The organism is Brevibacterium yomogidense, assembly GCF_016107685.1.
GTDB lineage: Bacteria > Actinomycetota > Actinomycetes > Actinomycetales > Brevibacteriaceae > Brevibacterium > Brevibacterium yomogidense.
The window spans coordinates 457238-475114 of the sequence record NZ_JABASY010000002.1 but is presented as its reverse complement, the minus strand read 5'-3'; the positions used below and the strand labels follow the sequence as shown (position 1 = coordinate 475114).

The 17877-nt window shown below is 70.3% G+C and carries 16 protein-coding genes; 6 read left to right on the top strand and 10 right to left on the bottom strand.

Features of this window, described 5'->3' with window-relative positions:
* Positions 1-9 precede the first annotated feature (9 nt).
* The 3 genes from JFC09_RS06465 to hrcA are packed head-to-tail and all read right to left on the bottom strand — an operon-like array spanning position 10 to position 3032.
* Positions 10-855, bottom strand: a complete 846-nt coding sequence (locus JFC09_RS06465) for a 16S rRNA (uracil(1498)-N(3))-methyltransferase (RefSeq protein ID WP_198393169.1) — start codon at positions 853-855, stop codon at positions 10-12.
* Positions 852-1967: a molecular chaperone DnaJ gene (gene dnaJ, locus JFC09_RS06460; protein ID WP_198393168.1), complete on the bottom strand. Its 1116-nt coding sequence runs from the start codon at positions 1965-1967 to the stop codon at positions 852-854. The genes JFC09_RS06465 and dnaJ overlap by 4 nt, the downstream gene beginning before the upstream one ends.
* 54 nt (positions 1968-2021) lie before the next feature.
* Positions 2022-3032 (bottom strand): heat-inducible transcriptional repressor HrcA, encoded by a 1011-nt coding sequence (gene hrcA / locus JFC09_RS06455; RefSeq protein ID WP_198393167.1) that lies wholly within the window; start codon positions 3030-3032, stop codon positions 2022-2024.
* Positions 3033-3215: 183 nt separating this feature from the next.
* Here hrcA and JFC09_RS06450 point away from each other — a divergent pair, with 183 nt between their 5' ends.
* Positions 3216-4127 (top strand): DUF3097 family protein, encoded by a 912-nt coding sequence (locus JFC09_RS06450; protein WP_198393166.1) that lies wholly within the window; start codon positions 3216-3218, stop codon positions 4125-4127.
* 191 nt (positions 4128-4318) lie between these two features.
* Positions 4319-4840, top strand: a complete 522-nt coding sequence (locus tag JFC09_RS06445) for a DUF4870 domain-containing protein (protein WP_198393165.1) — start codon at positions 4319-4321, stop codon at positions 4838-4840.
* Between the two features lie 84 nt (positions 4841-4924).
* On the opposite strand, the gene hemW is transcribed toward JFC09_RS06445, so the two are convergent.
* Positions 4925-6157, bottom strand: coding sequence for a radical SAM family heme chaperone HemW (hemW, locus tag JFC09_RS06440; RefSeq protein WP_198393164.1), 1233 nt, complete (start codon positions 6155-6157; stop codon positions 4925-4927).
* A gap of 3 nt (positions 6158-6160) precedes the next feature.
* Positions 6161-8023, bottom strand: coding sequence for a translation elongation factor 4 (lepA, locus tag JFC09_RS06435; protein ID WP_232483216.1), 1863 nt, complete (start codon positions 8021-8023; stop codon positions 6161-6163).
* Positions 8024-8155: 132 nt separating this feature from the next.
* On the opposite strand from lepA, the gene JFC09_RS06430 reads away from it, so the two are divergent.
* From JFC09_RS06430 to rpsT, 3 genes are all read left to right on the top strand, one after another.
* Complete coding sequence (locus JFC09_RS06430) at positions 8156-9022, top strand: endonuclease/exonuclease/phosphatase family protein (protein ID WP_198393163.1); 867 nt, start codon at positions 8156-8158, stop codon at positions 9020-9022.
* Between the two features lie 9 nt (positions 9023-9031).
* Entirely contained in the window at positions 9032-9766 is a 735-nt protein-coding gene (locus tag JFC09_RS06425) for a type II toxin-antitoxin system PemK/MazF family toxin (protein WP_198393162.1), read from the top strand.
* A gap of 273 nt (positions 9767-10039) precedes the next feature.
* Complete coding sequence (gene rpsT, locus JFC09_RS06420; protein WP_198393161.1) at positions 10040-10306, top strand: 30S ribosomal protein S20; 267 nt, start codon at positions 10040-10042, stop codon at positions 10304-10306.
* 91 nt (positions 10307-10397) lie between these two features.
* Here the strand turns inward: rpsT and holA are convergent, their stop codons facing one another.
* From holA to JFC09_RS06395, 5 genes are all read right to left on the bottom strand, one after another.
* Complete coding sequence (gene holA / locus JFC09_RS06415; protein WP_198393160.1) at positions 10398-11387, bottom strand: DNA polymerase III subunit delta; 990 nt, start codon at positions 11385-11387, stop codon at positions 10398-10400.
* A 9-nt stretch (positions 11388-11396) separates the two neighbouring features.
* Positions 11397-13769, bottom strand: coding sequence for a ComEC/Rec2 family competence protein (locus tag JFC09_RS06410; RefSeq protein WP_198393159.1), 2373 nt, complete (start codon positions 13767-13769; stop codon positions 11397-11399).
* Complete coding sequence (locus JFC09_RS06405; protein ID WP_198393158.1) at positions 13766-14671, bottom strand: ComEA family DNA-binding protein; 906 nt, start codon at positions 14669-14671, stop codon at positions 13766-13768. The genes JFC09_RS06410 and JFC09_RS06405 overlap by 4 nt, the downstream gene beginning before the upstream one ends.
* Before the next feature lie 131 nt (positions 14672-14802).
* Positions 14803-15741, bottom strand: a complete 939-nt coding sequence (locus JFC09_RS06400; RefSeq protein ID WP_332839678.1) for a DegV family protein — start codon at positions 15739-15741, stop codon at positions 14803-14805.
* Positions 15738-17048 carry a UDP-glucose dehydrogenase family protein gene (locus JFC09_RS06395; RefSeq protein WP_198393157.1) on the bottom strand — a complete coding sequence of 437 codons (1311 nt, stop codon included), beginning with the start codon at positions 17046-17048 and terminating at the stop codon, positions 15738-15740. The genes JFC09_RS06400 and JFC09_RS06395 overlap by 4 nt, the downstream gene beginning before the upstream one ends.
* A 106-nt stretch (positions 17049-17154) precedes the next feature.
* On the opposite strand from JFC09_RS06395, the gene JFC09_RS06390 reads away from it, so the two are divergent.
* The gene (locus tag JFC09_RS06390) at positions 17155-17844 is read left to right on the top strand and encodes a hypothetical protein (protein WP_198393156.1); all 690 of its coding nucleotides are present in this window, start codon (positions 17155-17157) and stop codon (positions 17842-17844) included.
* Positions 17845-17877 lie beyond the last annotated feature (33 nt).

The following is a 17877-nucleotide window of genomic DNA, read 5'->3' as shown; positions in this document are numbered from 1 at the left end:
TACCGAGCTTCACTCGAGGGGCGACCGCCATCGGCCCAGCGCGGCCTGCGCCAGCGCGATGGCTGCCGGGCCCGCGGATGAGGCGCGCAGCACGGTGGGTCCCAGCAGCACCGTCCGAGCACCGGCCGCGCGGAAGTCGTCGAGCTCCTCGGGGCTGATGCCGCCCTCCGGGCCGACTACGCAGACGATGCGGGAGACCCGGGCGTCCCCTGCGAGATCCTCCAGCTCGTCGACCAGGTGGTCGTGGGAGTCCTCGTGGAGGACGAGGACGTGGTCCGTCGGGCGCAGCCGCTCGAGGATCCTGCCGCCCCGTGCGAGCGGTTCGAGCTCCGGGGCGAGAGCGCGCCGGGACTGCTGCGTGGCGGAATCGAGGAGGGACCGCCAGCGGGAGGCCTGCTTCTCCTCCTTGTGGGCGGGCCATGCCGCGATCGATCGCGCCGCCGCCCAGGGGATGATGCGGTCGACGCCCATCTCCGTCGCGGCCTCGACGGCCTGCTCGTCACGGTCGCCCTTCGCAAGCGCCTGGACGAGCACGAGCTCCGGAGCACCCGGGTATTCGGTCGTGACCTCCAGCACCCTCACCGCGAGTGGAGCGTCCGCCTGCCCACGCGACCCGCGCCTGCCCGTGCGACCGCGCGGACCTGTGCGGGCCTCGTCGACGAGTGCGGCTTCGGTCGCGGCGAGCTCCGCCAGGACGGACCGCAGGCGCTGTCCGGTGCCGTCGACGAGATCGAACTCCTCCTCCGCAGCGATGCGGGACACCCGCACGTGGTGCGCGACTGCGGCAGCCACCTCGACGACGTCCCCGGGCTCAGCGCGGGGAAGGCCCCGATCGAGGAAGACCGCGCGGGTCATCGTCCGGCCAGGCGTTCCCGCAGGCGGGAGAACGGACCTGTGCGCGGCTCGCCCGTGCTGCCGGTGGGTGCCGTCTCACCGCGCTCCTCCGCGAGCTGCTCCAGCAGTGCGCGCTGGTCCGCGGTGAGCGAGGTGGGTGTCTCCACCGCGAGCGTCACGAAGATGTCGCCCCGGCCCTCGCGGCGCAGCTGCTGCGCGCCCAGGCCCTTGAGCCGGATCGTGTCGCCCGTCTGCGCGCCGGCCTTCACCTCGACGCCCTGCTCCCCGTCGAACGTCTCGAGTGGGATGGTCGCGCCCAGAGCGGCCGCCGTCATCGGGATCGTGAGCGTGCACCGCAGGTCCGAGCCGTCGCGCGTGTAGACCGGGTGGTCCTCGACCATGACCTCGAGGTACAGGTCGCCGCGGGGACCGCCCCCGGGACCCACCTCCCCGCGTCCCGACAGCTGGATGCGGTTGCCGTCGCGGACACCCGCGGGAACCTTGACGGTGATCGTCTCGTTCGCGCGGACGCGTCCGTCGCCGTGGCAGTTCTGGCAGGGGTCCTCGATGACGGTGCCGTAGCCGCCGCACTGGGGGCAGGTCTGGTTCGTCACCATCTGGCCCAGCAGGGTCCGGGTCATCTGCTGGACGGAGCCGTGGCCGTCGCACAGGGAGCAGGTGCGGATCCCGGTGCCCTCACGCGTGCCCTCGCCCTCGCACGTCCCGCACACGTCCGCGGTGACGATCTCGACGTCCGCCGTTCCGCCGAAGGCAGCGGTCCGCAGGTCGACGCGCAGGGCCACGAGCGCGTCCTTGCCGCGGCGCACCCGCGACGCCGGCTGCGGCCTGCCGCCACCGGCACCGCCGCCGAAGAACGTCTCGAAGAGGTCGGAGAAGCCCCCGAAGCCGGCACCCGGCCCGGCCTGGCCGTTCTCACCGCCGCCGAGGTCGTAGTTCCTCCGCTTGTCCGGGTCCGACAGGACGTCGTAGGCGAGGGAGACCGCCTTGAAGTCCTCCTCGCGGCCCGGGTTCACGTCCGGGTGGAGCGTGCGCGCCAGCTTGCGGTACGCCTTCTTGATGTCTGCTTCGCTCGCGTCGCGTGAGACGCCCAGCGTTTCGTAGTGATCGCTCACCGGTGTCGGTTCTCCTTGTGCGCCCCGGGGGCGCAGTCGTGTCGGTCGAGGGGGTCAGTCGCTCAGGATCGTCGAGATGTACTTCGCGACCGCGCGGAGCGCCGCCATGGTCGTGGGATAGTCCATCCGGGTGGGGCCGACGACGGCCATCCGCGCTTCGACGCCCTCCGCAAGGTAGTTGGTCGCGACCACTGATGTCGAGACGAAGGTGTCGAGGGGGTTCTCCGTCCCGATGCTCACCGCGACGTCGGGACCCTCCGCAGCCATCGTCGACAGGAGGCGCAGGAGCACCACCTGCTCCTCGAAGGCCTCGAGGATCGGACCCATGTGCTCGCCCAGTTCGCGGCCCGCGCGAGCGAGGTTCGCGGTGCCCGCCATGACGAGTCGCTCCGTGCGGAAGCTGCGTGCCAGGTCGCCCAGCACCACACCCACCGCGGCGGCGGGCCCGCGCAGCTCGGGACGCGCCTCGATCGCCGTCACCAAGCGCGGCACGTCTCCCACCGGGCTGTCGACGAGGGAGGCGAGGAAGAGGGACCGCAGTGCGGCGACTTCGTCGTCCGACACCATCCGGCCCGTGTCGACGAGCCGCTGCTCGACCTGCCCCGCATCCGTGATGAGGACCGCCAGCAGTCGGGACGGGGCGATGTCGACGAGCTCGATGTGCCGCACCCGCGAGCGCGACAGGCGGGGGTACTGCACCAGGGCCACCTGGTGGGTGAGCTGTGAGAGGAGTCTCACAGTGCGGTCGAGGATGTCGTCGACGTCCACCGGGTGCTCGAGGACGCGGGCCACGGCACGCTTCTCCGCTGCGGACAGCGGCTTGATCTCGTCGATCCGGTCGACGAACGCGCGATACCCCTTGTCCGTGGGGATGCGGCCCGCGGACGTGTGCGGCTGGGCGATGAGGCCCTCCTGCTCCAGCGCCGCCATGTCGTTGCGGATCGTCGCGGACGACACCCCCAGCCGATGCTTCTCCACAAGGGACTTCGAACCGACGGGTTCGTTCGTGGAGACGTAGTCCTCGACGATGGCGCGAAGGACACGCGCCCGACGATCGTCGTTCACCTCTCCCCCTTCACCGCAGACTCGTGGCGGGACCCCCGCCGTCTGGCACTCACTGCAATCGAGTGCCAATCCTACTCCCCGCAGCCCTCGACCTCCACCGGGGGCGTCGACCCCGCCGGTCCGGCGCGGTCGTGACCGGCGCGCCTCCGGAATCCGCGAGTGGAGCCTCGCTAGCCTGATCTGATGTCGTTCCATGATCGCTACGGTTCCGATGTGCTGTCCGGGGGACGGACGCACCGGCGGCCCTCCCTTCCCCAGGTCCCCGCCGAACCCGGCCTCGTCGTCGAAGTCGTCGAGACGGGATTCGTCGGTGCCGTCGTCCGCATCGAGAAGGCCCCGGGTGGCATCGCGATGGTGCTCGAGGACAGGCACGGCGCCCGCGTCTCCTTCCCGTTGGGCCCCGGCTACCTCGTCGAGGGGCGACCGTGCGCGCTCACCCGACCGGCGCCTCGGGCCCCGTCCGCAGGTGGGTCTCCGGATCCGCGAGCAGGAACGGGAGGGGCTCGCGGTGCCGCACCGGGCCGCACCGCGAGCGGTTCACGGATCGTCGCGGACGCGCGGGCACGCGTCGCCCGCGGCTCCCGCATCTGGGTGGAGGGCAAGCACGACGCGGAGCTGGTCGAACGCATCTGGGGCGACGACCTGCGCATCGAGGGGGTCGTCGTCGAGCCCCTGGGCGGACTGGACGACCTGCCGGAACGGATCGCGGAGTTCTCCCCCGACGCCGACCACCGGGTCGGCGTGCTGGCCGACCACATGGTCCAGGGCACGAAGGAATCACGGCTCGCCCGTCGCGTCATGGACGATCCGGCGTGGGCCGGCAGCGTGCGCGTCATCGGTCACCCCTACGTCGACGTGTGGCAGGCGGTGAGGCCGGCCGTCGTCGGCATCCGCGCATGGCCGGTCGTCCCCCGCGGCGAGGACTGGAAGACGGGAGTGCTGGCCCGCATCGGCTGGGACCACGCCGACCACCGCGACGTCGCCCGGGCCTGGGCGCGCATCCTCCGGTCGGTCACCACGATCGCAGACGTCGAACCGGCCCTGTCCGGTCGTGTCGAGGAGCTCATCGACTTCGTGACGGTCAACCGGCACTGACGCGGACCACCGGGACCGACGCGGTCGACCCACACCCACAGGGTGAACCGGCGCCGACCAGGCCGCTACGGGGGAGAACCCCCGTCCGGCGGGTGGATTCCCGCTGAACAGCTGCGAATCAGTCGCTTCATCCGTGCCGGGATGAGAGGCTGGGGACCACACGGTTCCACAGTCGCTCTCAAGGAGGACCCATGACCACCCCGAACGACTCCCCCGCTCCGCAGGCCGGCGGCCCCGGCAGTCAGCCGGGAGGGTACGGCCCACCGAACGGTTACGGCCTGCCGGGCAGCTACGGCGGATCAGCTTCCGGCTTCGGCGCCCCCGCCGGCCCTCCGCTGATCGGCCCGCACCCCGATGCCGCGTACGGCGACGGCTCGGCCGCGTATTGGAAGGCCTCTCAGGACGACAAGACGATGTCCGTCCTGTCCCACGTGGGAGCCATGCTCGTGAGCGCGATCGTGCCGCTGATCGTCTTCCTCATCAAGAAGGACGATTCGCCGTTCGTCCGCGAGCACACCCGACAGTCGCTCAACCTGCAGATCATGCTCATCATCGCGGGCTTCGTCTCCAGCCTCCTCACGATCGTGCTCATCGGCTTCGTCCTGCTGCCGATCGTGGTCGTCGTCGGCTGGGTGCTGCAGATCATCGCGGCGGTGAAGGCCTACAACGGCGAGATGTACAGGATCCCGTTCGTCATCGACATCATCAAGTGACTCGTCGCCCGGCGTGCGTCGACCATTCGACGCCCGCCGGGCGGGAGCACTGACGTCCTCCGTCGAGGCGCCCGGTGGGCCCTTTCAGGCCAGGTGGTCGGAGAGCGTGCGGACGATGCCGTCGGCCATCAGGCGCCCGGCGCGGGTGAGGTGGATCCTCCCGGTCGACACGGTCGCCGGGGCCAGCAGCCCTTCAGCGAGCAGGTGCGCGATGTGCTCGCGTGCAGACGGGGCGAGCCGGTCGAGCGGGTACTCCCCGTCGATCCGCACCGCCAGCATGAGGTCCTCGAGCGCGCGTGTGTCCGCGTCGAGCACTTCGCGCCCCACTGCGGGCGAATTCCCTCCGCCCAGGCGGTCGGACCATGCGCGTGGGTGCTTCGCATTCCACCACCGGACGCCGCCGACGTGCGAGTGAGCGCCCGGCCCGTACCCCCACCAATCGGCATTGCGCCAGTACGCGAGATTGTGGTCGCATCGAGTGGCGGAGCTCGTCGAGAAGTTGCTGACCTCGTACCAGGTGAGGCCCGCCTCCGCGAGCAGGGTGTCTGCGAGTTCGTACTTGTCGGCCAGATCGTCCTCATCCGGCATCGGGAGCTCACCGCGCCGCACCTGCGCACCCATGCGGGTGCCCGGTTCGACGATGAGGGAGTACGCGGACACGTGGTCGGGGCGGTGCTCGAGCACTGCTTCGAGACTGGTGCGCCAGTCCTCGAGGCTCTCTCCGGGTGTCCCGTAGATGAGGTCCAGGCTCACGTCGAGGCCGGCGGCCCTCGCGTCTGCGACCACCTCACCCACCCGTGAAGGGTCGTGCGTCCGGTCGAGCGTCCGCAGCACGTGCGGGACCGCCGACTGCATGCCGAAGGACACGCGGCTGAACCCGGCGTCCGCGAGGGTCTGCAGATACGCTGCGTCGACGCTGTCCGGGTTCGCCTCCGTCGTCACTTCGGCGCCCTCCGCGAGGCCGAAGGCCCTCCGGAGGTCGTCGAGGACGCCGGCGAGTTCCGTCGCGGGCAGGAGCGTGGGGGTCCCCCCGCCGAAGAAGACGGTGTCGAACGGTCGGTCCTCCAGCGGTGAACCGGCGAGCACGCGGCGGGACACCGCGATCTCGCGGCCCAACTGCTCGCGGTAGTCCGCACGATTCGCACCCGGGCCCAGTTCTTCCGCGGTGTACGTGTTGAAGTCGCAGTACCCGCACCGCACACGGCAGTACGGGACGTGGACGTACGCGCTGAACGTGGCGCCGCCCGCGCGAGCGGCGGAGTCGCGGGGCAGCGTCCCGTCCAACGGCGGCACATCGCCTTCCGGCTGAGCGGGCACGGCCTACTTCTTGTCCGAGGGGGCGTCGTCCGACGACAGCGCTGCGATGAAGGCCTCCTGAGGCACCTCGACACTGCCGACCATCTTCATCCGCTTCTTGCCCGCCTTCTGCTTCTCCAGCAGTTTGCGCTTACGGCTGATGTCGCCGCCGTAGCACTTGGAGAGGACGTCCTTGCGGATCGCGCGGATCGTCTCACGGGCTATGATGCGCGAACCGATCGCCGCCTGGATCGGCACCTCGAACTGCTGGCGCGGGATGAGACCGCGCAGCTTGCCCGCCATCGCGACACCGTAGCTGTATGCCTTGTCCTTGTGCACGACCGCGGAGAACGCATCGACCTGATCGCCGTGGAGCAGGATGTCTACCTTGACGAGCGCCGACGTGTCCTCGCCGTCGTCCTGGTAGTCGAGCGAGGCATAGCCCTTGGTCCGCGATTTGAGTGCGTCGAAGAAGTCGAAGACGATCTCTGCGAGCGGCAGGCGGTAGCGCAGCTCGACCCGGTCCTCGGAGAGGTAGTCCATGCCGAGCAGCGAGCCGCGCTTGTTCTGGCACAGCTCCATCACCGCCCCGACGAACTCACTGGGCGTGAGGATGGTGCCCCGCACCATCGGCTCGTGGACCTCGCTGATCTTCCCCTCCGGATATTCCGACGGGTTCGTGACGGTGTGCTCCGTGCCGTCCTCCATGACGACGCGATACACCACGGACGGCGCGGTGGAGATGAGTGAGAGGTCGAACTCCCGCTCCAGCCGTTCCCGCACGATCTCGAGATGGAGCAGACCGAGGAATCCGCAGCGGAATCCGAAGCCCAGCGCCGTCGACGTCTCCGGTTCGTATGCGAGTGCCGCGTCGTTGAGCTTCAGCTTGTCGAGCGCGTCGCGCAGCACAGGGTAGTCGGAGCCGTCGATCGGGAAGAGGCCGGAGAATACCATCGGCTTCGGTTCGGAGTACCCCTCGACCGGGGCGTCCGCGGGCTTCCGCGCGTTCGTCACGGTGTCACCCACCTTGGACTGGCGCACGTCCTTCACACCCGTGATGAGGTACCCGACCTCGCCCACGCCCAGGCCCTTCGAGACGACCGGTTCAGGGGAGGACACCCCGATCTCCTGGAGTTCGTACGACGTGCCCGTCGACATCATCGTGACCTTCTCCCGTGGCGTGAGTCGGCCGTCGACCACGCGGACGTAGGTGACCACGCCGCGGTACGTGTCGTAGACAGAGTCGAAGATCATCGCGCGGGAGGGTGCATCGGCGTCGCCCACCGGGGGAGCGATCTCCCGCACGAGGCGGTCGAGCACGTCCTCGACGCCCTCGCCGGTCTTCCCGGAGACTCGCAGCACGTCGTCGGGGTCCGCCCCGATGAGGTTCGCGAGTTCTTCCGCGTACTTCTCCGGCTGAGCAGCCGGCAGGTCGATCTTGTTGAGGACCGGGATGATCGTGAGGTCGTTCTCCATCGCGAGGTAGAGGTTCGCGAGTGTCTGCGCTTCGATTCCCTGCGCCGAGTCCACCAGCAGCAGCGCGCCTTCGCAGGCGGCGAGCGAACGCGACACCTCGTAGGTGAAGTCCACGTGACCGGGCGTGTCGATCATGTTGAGGGCGTACGGTGTCCCGTCGACCTCCCACGGCATGCGGACCGCCTGGGACTTGATCGTGATGCCGCGTTCGCGCTCGATGTCCATCCGGTCGAGGTACTGCGCGCGCATGTCGCGCGGCTGGACGGCCCCCGTGATCTGGAGCATCCGATCCGCCAGCGTCGACTTCCCGTGGTCGATGTGGGCGATGATGCAGAAGTTCCGGATCAGGTCCGGTGGGGTCGCCGCGACGTCGATCCGCTTCCGCGATTCAGCGCTCACCTGAGGTGCCATGTGGTTTCCGAAGTCCTCTCATCCGACTCAATCACTTATTCTCCCATGATCCACCACCACCCGCGAACACCGGTCGGACCATCGTGCGCCATATGCGCGCGGTGCAGGTCCCGTGCGCGCTAGCCTTCTGCCATGGCATTCCTGCGCCCGCGAGGTCGCGCACTCTCCGTCATGACCGCGAATCTCCGCTACCCGGCGCGCGATGAGCACCCGTGGTCCGAACGGCTGCCACTGTGGGCGGAGCTCCTGAGGGAGGAGACGCCCCACGTCATCGGCACACAGGAGGGGACCGTCGAGCAGCTCGACGCACTCGTCGACCTCTTGCCCGAACGCTACGTGTGGACCGGTGAGGGGCGTGCGGGCGGCGATGCCGGAGAATTCACCGCGGTCGTCTTCGACTCCCGCAGGCTCGATGCGGAGGCCGTCGCAATCCGCTGGATCTCCGAGACTCCGGAGGTCGCGGGCTCCCGCTCCTGGGGATCCTCCCACCCGCGCACGATCACATCCGTCGACTTCCGCGACCGCGTGGGGGGCCATCGGTTCCGGTTCGTCAACGTCCACGTCGACCACCGCTCGGACAGGGCGCGGCCCCATGCCGCCCGGATGCTCGGGGAGGAGGCGAGGACAGCCCGCGATGCGGGCTCCGAGGCCGTCGTCGTGGGTGACTTCAACGTCGATCAGCACCACCGCCTCTGGAGTCTGCTGACGAAGGGGCCGCTTCTCGCGGACGCGATCGAGACCGCCGCACCGGGAACGGTGGTCGACGAGGACGTCGACACCTTCCACTTCTACCGGGGGGTGAGGAGAGGAGGCCGCCGGATCGACTGGATCCTTCACACCGAGGGCTTCGCTCCCCTCGCGGTGGTCACCAACACATTCACGCGCGCCGGCCGATTCCCCAGCGACCACTTCCCCGTTCAGGCACTGCTCGCATGGAGTGCCGACGTGGACGTTTCGCCTCCCCACCGCGCCGGGTCGGAGGACCCGTCCGCCGAGTAGTCTTCCCCTATGGATTGGAAGCGTCTCGCCCAGAAGGCCGTGCGCACGGGAGTGCGCCAGGGCATCGGCTACATGCGTCGTTCGGGGAAGGACACGACCGCGCTGCGCGTCGTGGATTCGCTCCTGTCGGAGGATCGGCGCACAGCGCCCCCGCACTCCCCCGGCCGCCGCACCCCTGACGCGGCGCCGTCGACGCGTAGAGACCGCGGTGCGGAGCGGAAGGACCTCCCTGGAACGACGGAGGAGGCCGCAGACGACACGCGTGCGGAGTTCGACCGTTCGCGCTCGGCGACCCGTCCCAAGCCGGCCCAGCGGTTCCCCAAGCGGCCGGACGGCGGCTACCCGGGCGACTACCGCGGGCCGATCAAGCCCGTCTACGCCCCGGACCTGGACGGCAAGGCCGACCCGGGCGAGATCGTCTGGGCCTGGGTGCCCTACGAGGAGGACCACACCCGGGGCAAGGACCGGCCGGTGCTCGTCATCGGCCGTGACGGCAGATGGCTGCTGGCCCTCATGCTCACCAGCAAGGACAACATCCCCGGCGGGGTGGGGGACGTCCACACCGACGAGCACGGCACGCCGTACATCAACATCGGCTCGGGCGGCTGGGATGCTCAGGGCCGACCGTCCGAGGTGCGTCTGGACCGCATCATCCGCGTCGAGCAGTCCGCGGTCCGTCGCGAGGGCGCGGTGATGCCGATGGACCGCTTCTCCTCGGTCGTCGACGCGATCGACGCGCACTGAGGTTCGCCGCGCACTGAGACGACCTCTCGATCCCTCAGTCCTCTCACCCGGTGTCTTACGACGGCGTCGGGGCCGGCGGACCGCGGGACGGGTCGCGCAGCCCGCTCCCGATCCTGTAGGATCATCTGCTGTACGTCCGCCGTGGTGAGTGTCTCATCGATGGTCGGGCGGACGTTACCTCTCACTGTGGTCGGCCAGTGTTTCCCCGCTGGTCCGACGTCGACGGTGGGAGAGCCCTCACGACCATGATCACCGCAGGAAAGAGTATTGACGTTGGCAAACATCAAGTCGCAGATCAAGCGGAACCTCACGAACGAGAAGGCAAGGCTTCGCAATCGCGAGGTCCGCAGCGAGGTGAGGACCGCGATCCGCTCCGTCCGTGAGCAGATCGCGTCCGGCGACGCCGCTTCCGCTCAGACCGCCCTCCAGCACGCTTCACGCAGGCTGGACAAGGCTGTGTCGAAGGGCGTTCTGCACAAGAACAACGCAGCCAACCGCAAGTCGAACCTCGCGAAGCAGGTCAACGCTCTCGGAGCGTGATCGGCTGAGCGTCTGACGCGCGGTCAGAAGGGCCGCTCCTCTTCGGAGGAGCGGCCCTTCTGCTGTCCGCGTGCGCTGCCCGCACGCCCACTCACCGCACGCGTGATTGGCGGCAGACGTAGGCCACCAGGTGCTCGACCGCGTACACGGGGTCGCGGCCTCCGCCCTTCACTGCGGCATCCGCGTCCGCGGCAGCGAGGATCGCCCTGCCCAGCGCCACGGGGTTCCACGCGCGGGATTCGCGTCGCGCACGATCCACCTGCCACGGGGCCATCCCCAGTTCCGCTGCGAGTGACCCCGGCGACCCGGACAGCCCCTCGACCTTCGCGAGGTTCCGCAGCTTCATCGCGACCGCGGCGACGACCGGGACGGGGTCCGCTCCTGTCGCGAGCGCGTGGCGGAGGAGCGAGAGTGCGTCCCCCGTCCTGCCCGTGCACGCCGCGTCCGCGACCTTGAAGCCGGTCGCCTCGATCCGGCCGCCGTAGTACGCGTCGACGATGTCCGCGTCGATGCTCCCGTCCGTGTCCGTGAGGAGCTGACGCACCCCGGCGTCCAGTTCCGACAGGTCGGCACCCAGCGCGTTCATGAGCGCTGCGAGTCCGTCGGAGGTGATCGTCCGCTTCGCCCGCGCGAACGCGTCCTTCGCATACGCGGAGCGATCCGCCTCGCTCTTCAGCACTCCCACGTCCACCGTGGGGGCTCCTGCAGCGGTGAGGGCCTTGAGCAGACGTGCACCCCGCTGGCCGCCCCGGTGCTCGAGGACGACGACCATGTCCGGGTTCGGGTCATCGACGTAGGCGAGGGCGTCCTTGAGGAAATCGTCGCTCATCGACGCGAGATCGCTCACGAGGATGAGACCGTGCGAGGAGAACAGCGACGGTGCCGCAGCGCCGGACAGTGCTCCCGCCTCATATGCGGACGCACTGAGGCCCACTGCCTCGACGTCCGGGTGCTTCCTCTTCACCGCCTGGACGATCCGCGTCCGCGCGTTCCGGATGAGGACGTCTTCTCCGCCTGACAGGAGCACGAGAGGCGCCGGTGCCGCCCGGTGCCACGCCACTGCCGTCTTCTTCGCTGCCACGCATCAACACTATCGTCCGTGGGGCACACAGGTCTCCGCGACGTCTCCCAGCAGCGTGAGCTCCGCGGAGAAGCTGACACTGCCGCAGCGATCCGTCCGCAGCACCGGCACGGATCCGTATGCATCCAGTGCTCGGGCGGTCGGATGTCCGTACGTGTTGTCCGCGCCGACCGACACGACGCCCACCCGAGGCCGGGCGGCCCGGAAGAACGCCGGTGACGTGTCCGCACTGCCGTGGTGGGGAGCGACGAGGACGTCGATCGGTTCGCGGTGGGCGAGGTCCGCCACGAGGCGCAGCTGCTGTGCCTCCCCGACGTCGCCGGGCAGGAGCACACGCAGACCGTCCACGGTGACGAGCAGGACCAGCGATGCCGCATTTCCGTCGTCCGCGGACCGCGCGTCGGGCGGCGGCCACAGCACGTCGACGGTCACCCCGGTCGGCAGGAGGTCGGAGGGGATCTCCTGTCCGGCGGACACGGGTGGGGCGACGGTCGCACTCTGCCGCGTCCGCGCTGCGTCTGCGGTGCCGTCCAGCGCCAGGGGGTGGATGACCAGTGCTTCGTCGACGGAGGCGACCGCTTCGGGGAGCGCCGCGACGTGGTCGGAGTCGAAGTGGGAGAGCGCGATGGTGAGGCGACTGATGCCCGCACCCTCCATGCAGGAGGCGAGCTTCGCCGGATCGTCCCCCGTGTCGACTAGGAGCGCGTGGTCGCGGGGTCCGTCCCGGCTGCGGAACAGAGCGGCGCTGCCCTGCCCCACGTCGCACACGATCGCGGACCAGGAGCCGCGGCCCGTCGCCGTGAGTACGGGGGCCGCCAGCCCCGCGACGAGGCACGCGCTTGCGGTGACCGCGCCGACCCCGCGCAGGCTGCGCCGCCCCAGGAGTGCGCACGCCACCCCCACCGCGAGGCCGACGGCCACGGCGACGCCCGCGGCTCCTGCGGGCCATCCGAGACCGGCTCCGGGCAGCACCGCACAGACGCGGGCGACGACCGTGATCCACCAGGCGGCTGCGGCACCCATCGCCCCCACACTTCGCGCGACGATGTGGAACACGACTGCTGCTCCCGCCCGCGATCCGGACCCTGCGGCAGGTTCCGCAAGAATCGTGAGCCCTGTCGCGACCCCTTCACCGGCGAGGCCCGCCAGCCCCAGGACGGTCGCGGGGGCCACAGCGGGTGCGGCCGCGACGTTGGCGAGGACCGCCCACGGGCTCATCCTGGGGTCCATGACGACGAGCAGGGGTGTGCACCCAAGCTGGGCCGCCGTCGGCACGGCGATCGCCACGGCGATGAGCCGCGGCACCCGCCTGTCGGTGAGCGCACGTGTGAGGGGTGGGGCGAGCATGACGATCGCAGCCGTCGCACACACCGAGAGGCCGAAGCCGATCTCAGTCGCGAGGTGCGGACGCACGAGGAGCAGGACGGTGACCGCGGAGGAGAGCACCGCGAGTGTGGGGGTGCCCGCGGGCCGCAGCAGTCCCACCGCGACGAGCGCGGCCATCGCGGTGGCGCGCATGACGCTGGGCTCCGGTCCGACGACGAAGACGTAGCCCGCCGTCACAGCTGCTGCGGGGAGGATCCGCACCCACCAGGGGCTCCGGAGGCGCGCGCAGAGGAAGACGACCACGCCGGCCACGATGAGGATGTTCGATCCAGACACCGCCGTGAGGTGCGTGAGCGACACCGTCCGCATCGCGTCGGTGAGTTCCGCGTCGACGTGTGCGACGTCCCCGATGACGAGCCCGGGGAGGAGGTCCGCACCCGGGTGCGCTCCGACACCCGCGGCGTCCCTGAGTCCCGTGCGCAAGGCGGACCGCACCTGCCACTGCGCGGCTGGCACGCCCACCACCTGGACATCGTCGATCCCCGCGATGTCCTCGCCCCACCAGTCCAGTGTTGCGCGCACGACGGAGCCGGCTTCCGGCGGGGGCGTGTCCGCCACGAGCGTCGACCGCCCGAATTCGCCCACCCCGATCGTGCGCCACCGTCCGGATTCCGTCTCCTGCGCATCCGCGACGATCCTGACGACAGTCTCCTCCGGGCGCGGGGCCTCGGCACGGTTCAGCGCGTGGGCGCCTGCCAGCAATGCCGGCAGACCCGCCGCACACAGGAGACCTCCCACCATCACGGCCCGGCTGGCACGACGCCGAGTGGCCCGCCCCGCACGACGCTGAACGGCCGGCCCGGAGGTCCGGCTGTGACGCATCAGGAGTGCGGCGCCGGAGAGCACGCACGCGAGCGCCGCGACCAGTACCGGGATCCCCGCCGCGACGACGCTCACCCACGTCGCCGCGGCGGCGGCAAGCGCCCGTGCCGTCCCGATGCGCGCCGTCAGCAGCTCTTCACCGCGCGTCCGAGCTGCCCGCAGTCGACGCCTCACCCGACCGTGACGCTCTCGCGGATCCTGGCCAGCGTCGCGTCGCCGATGCCGGTCACGTCCAGCAGCTCGTCCACCGAACCGAACCTGCCGATCGCCTCCCGGTGGTCGATGATCGACTGCGCCGTCACGGGGCCGACCCCCGGCAGCGTCTCGAGCTGCGCGGCGTCCGCCGCATTCAGATCGATGAGACCCCCGCCGGCCGCGGTCGCATCCGTTCCATCCCCTCCCCCGCCTCCGACTCCGACTCCGGGGGCTCCGGCACCGCCGTCTTCTGCCGCGGGAGCGGGTTCCTCGCCCACCCGGAGAACACGGATCTGCTCGCCGTCGACCAGCTCGCGTGCGAGGTTGAGGGCGTCGATGTCCGCGTCCGCCACTGCCCCGCCGGCCGCCTCGACGGCATCCGACACGCGGGAGGATGGGGGCAGGTCGACTACGCCGGGACTGTTCACCGCGCCGACGACGTGCACATAGACGGCCGTGGCCTCCGCGTCGTCCGGGTCCGCTCCGTGCGACGCGGCGGCGTCCGTGGGGTCACTGGTGTTTTCCGCGTGCGTGGATTCCCAGCCGGAGCCCTCCTCCGGACCTGCGAGCGGGCTCTCGCCCCGCAGCAGTGACGGAGCGAGCACCAGGACGAGGACCGCGGTGAGCGCCACCCCCAGCAGGCACAGCAGCAGCGTCCGGGACAGCCCCGGACGCACCCCTGTCGGCACACGGTCGCCGTCCTCGTCATCCACATCGTCCTCGTCGACGTCGATGTGCCGATGGTGGACGTTCCTGCGGTCGGCGGGAGGGCGGTCGTCGTGGATTCCGCCCTCGTCGCCGAGGTCGTCGTCGGGCGACCAGCCCTTCTCACCGCTGCGGGCGAGGAGTGCGGAGAACCGTTCGGCGGGTGAGGGACTCATGCACTCATGTTCGACACGCTGTGCAGTCCTGTGATCGGGGTGATGTCAGCTGAGGACGGCAGCAGGCGGGTCCACAGGAACCCGTTCGCATCCCACTGCGTGCACGGGGCCTCGCTGTGACCGCCAGTGGGTCAGCTGCGACCTCGTACGACGATGCCGACGGCTCCGGGCCCCACGTGTGCCGTGAGGACCGGTGAGAGTACCCCCGCACTCAGTCCCCAGCCTTCGGCGCGCGCTGCCTCCTCGAGCTCTGCGTGGACTGCGCCCGCCCCTCCGTCGGCGTCGTCGAGCGACCCCTCCGACACGAGCACGGTGATCTCGCAGTCGGCCAGGCTTCTCGCGACCGTGAGGGATTCCGTGATCATGCGGGCGTGCGCCTTGCGCACGGTGCGGACGCGGGCGATCGAGTCGACGACACCGTCGGTGAGTCCGAGCACGGGGACGATCGACAGCGCCCGGCCCAGCAGGGACGCGGCGCGACCGATCCGGCCGCCGCGCTCCAGATGCTCGAGCGTGGCGGGGCAGAAGACGACGAACGTCTCCTCCCGCAGGTAGTCCTCCCCGGCGGCCCGCAGGGCGGCGACTCCGCGGCCTTCCGCCGCGCCGTCCGCCATGAGCAGCGCTGCGCCACCGGCCGCCGCAGACGTCGTCCGGGAGTCGACGACGGTGACGGAGACCTCGGCGTCCTTCGCGGCGGACACTGCGGAGTCGTATGTGCCCGACAGCGCTGCGGACAGGGTGAGGACGAGGATGTGATCGCAGCCGCGCGCCCGCAGTTCCGCGTACGCCTCCCGGAACGCGGTGGTCGTGGGCATAGACGTGCTCACCTGTGCACCCGCGGTCATGGCCGCGCAGAGTTCGGACGGTGCCAGGTGGCCGTCCGCGTGCTCGACGTCGTCGACGATGATGGAGAGCGGGACGACGGCGAACCGCCCGTTCAGCGCAGCCTCGATGCGCTGCTTCTCCCCCTCCGTGAGGAGGACCGTCGAGTCGACGACGAGGCCGATCTCCGAATCCGTGTCGTCCTCCCCCGGCCGTCGACCGCGCGTGCCGCGCCCGGCGGCGCTCACGGGCGTCCGAGCGCTCGGTAGGTCCACCCCGCACCGCGCCACCGTGCGGGGTCGAGGACGTTCCTGCCGTCGAGGATCCGCGGTCGGTCCACAAGGTCGGCCACGCTGTGGGGGTCGAGCTCACGATACTGTGTCCACTCAGTGAGGAGGAGCACGAGGCCCGCACCGCGGAGTGCCGTCGTGAGGTCCGGTTCGAAAGTGAGGTCCGGCTCCCGCCTGCTGGCGTTCTCGATCGCCTCCGGGTCCGTGACGGTGACGATCGCGCCGCGGTCCCGGAGCGCGGCGGCGACGGCCAGGGCCGGAGAGTCGCGCGTGTCGTCGCTGTCCGGTTTGAACGCCGCCCCGAGCACTGTCACGTGCACGCCGTCGACGTCACCGCCGCAGACCTCCACCGCGAGGTCGGCCATCCGGTCGCGCCGTCGCAGATTGATCGCGTCGATCTCTTTGAGGAAGCTCACGGCCTCTCCCGCGCCGAGGTCGTCGGCCCGCGCGATGAAGGCGCGGATGTCCTTGGGCAGGCATCCGCCGCCGAAGCCCAGGCCCGCGTTCAGGAACTTCCGTCCGATCCGGTCGTCGATGCCGATCGCGTCGGCCAGCACCGTGACGTCGCCGCCCGCCGTCTCGCACAGCTCGGCCATCGCGTTGATGAAGGAGATCTTCGTCGCGAGGAACGAGTTCGCTGCCGTCTTCACGAGTTCCGCCGTCGGGTAGTCGGCGATGATGCGGGTGGTGCCGAGGTCCAGCACGGACCGGTAGACCTCGTCGAGCTGCTGCGCGGCACGTTCACCGGCGGCACCGTCCGGGACCCCGTACACCAGGCGATCAGGGGTGAGTGTGTCCTGGACGGCCTTGCCCTCGCGGAGGAACTCCGGGTTCCAGGCGAGCTCCGCACCGGTCGCACGCACCCTGCCTGCCAGCCGCTCGGCTGTGCCGACCGGCACCGTCGACTTCCCCACGACCAGGTGGCCCGGGCCGATGTGGGGCAGGATCGAATCGACCGCCGCGTCGACGTGGGAGAGATCCGCGTGCAGCCCGTCCGCGCTCTGCGGCGTGCCGACGCAGACGAAGTGGACCGTCGCCGGTGCCACCACGGACGCGTCCGAGGTGAAGGAGAGGCGTGCACTGTCCTGCGTCCGCTCGAGCAGCTCGGGAAGGCCCGGCTCGAAGAAGGGGGCGCGCGCCGCAGCGAGGTCCTCGAGCTTCCGCTCGTCGACGTCGACGCCGATCACGGTGTGGCCGAGTGATGCCATGGAGGCCGCGTGCACTGCTCCCAGATACCCGACACCCACAACGGACAGCGTCGTCATAGTGCTTCTCCCCTTCAGCGTGTTCGCGCCCAGCGGGTTCGTGTCGCTGCGACGCGCGGTACGCGCCTCAGCATAGGGGACGGGCCGCCCCGGGTAGTCTGAAGGCGTGAAGCGTTTCGGTGACTTCCTCGTGAATACTCCTTCCGCACTCGTCCTCCTCGCAGCGGGCGTGGTGCTCCTCGTGTGCGCGGTCGTACCGCCGCTGCACGGGACCGCCTGGCTGCTGCTCGTGCTCGCCGTGCTGCTCCTGGCCGGTGCGGTGCTCGGGTGGTCTCTCACGTGGACTCATCTCCAGAGCCGCATCGACGCGCTCGCATCGGAGGCTGCGGACGCCTACGAGACCTACACGCCGGTGCAGCTGAGTCAGACACCGCAGGAGGAGCTCGCCCGGGCGGACTCCCAGGCGGCGAAGGACATCACAGAGCGCTTCCCCGAGAACGACGGGCTGGTGCGGCGTCTGCGGATCGAGGCGGAGGTGACGGAGTTCCCGGACGACCTCACTGCTCCGCTCTCCGCGTTCCTGTCGGACTTCTCACACACGCGACTCGATGAGCCCCACGCACACCGCGCCTTCATGACGTTCTACCGGGCGGCTCGCGCGCTGGACGCGTGGATCCGCAGCGAGACCGACGTCATCGAAGGGCAGCGCGTGCTGGTCCCCGGTGATCGTCGCGACGGCGGCTGGCAGGCGTTCGGAGATGCGAAGCGAGCCGGGGAGGAGCGCGCGGATGCCTTCCTCGCGGCGCGTGCGGAATTCTCCCGCATCATCCTCGTGAGCCGCATCCTCGAGGACTGAGGGTCTCAACCAGGAAGACGGGGGCAGCCGACC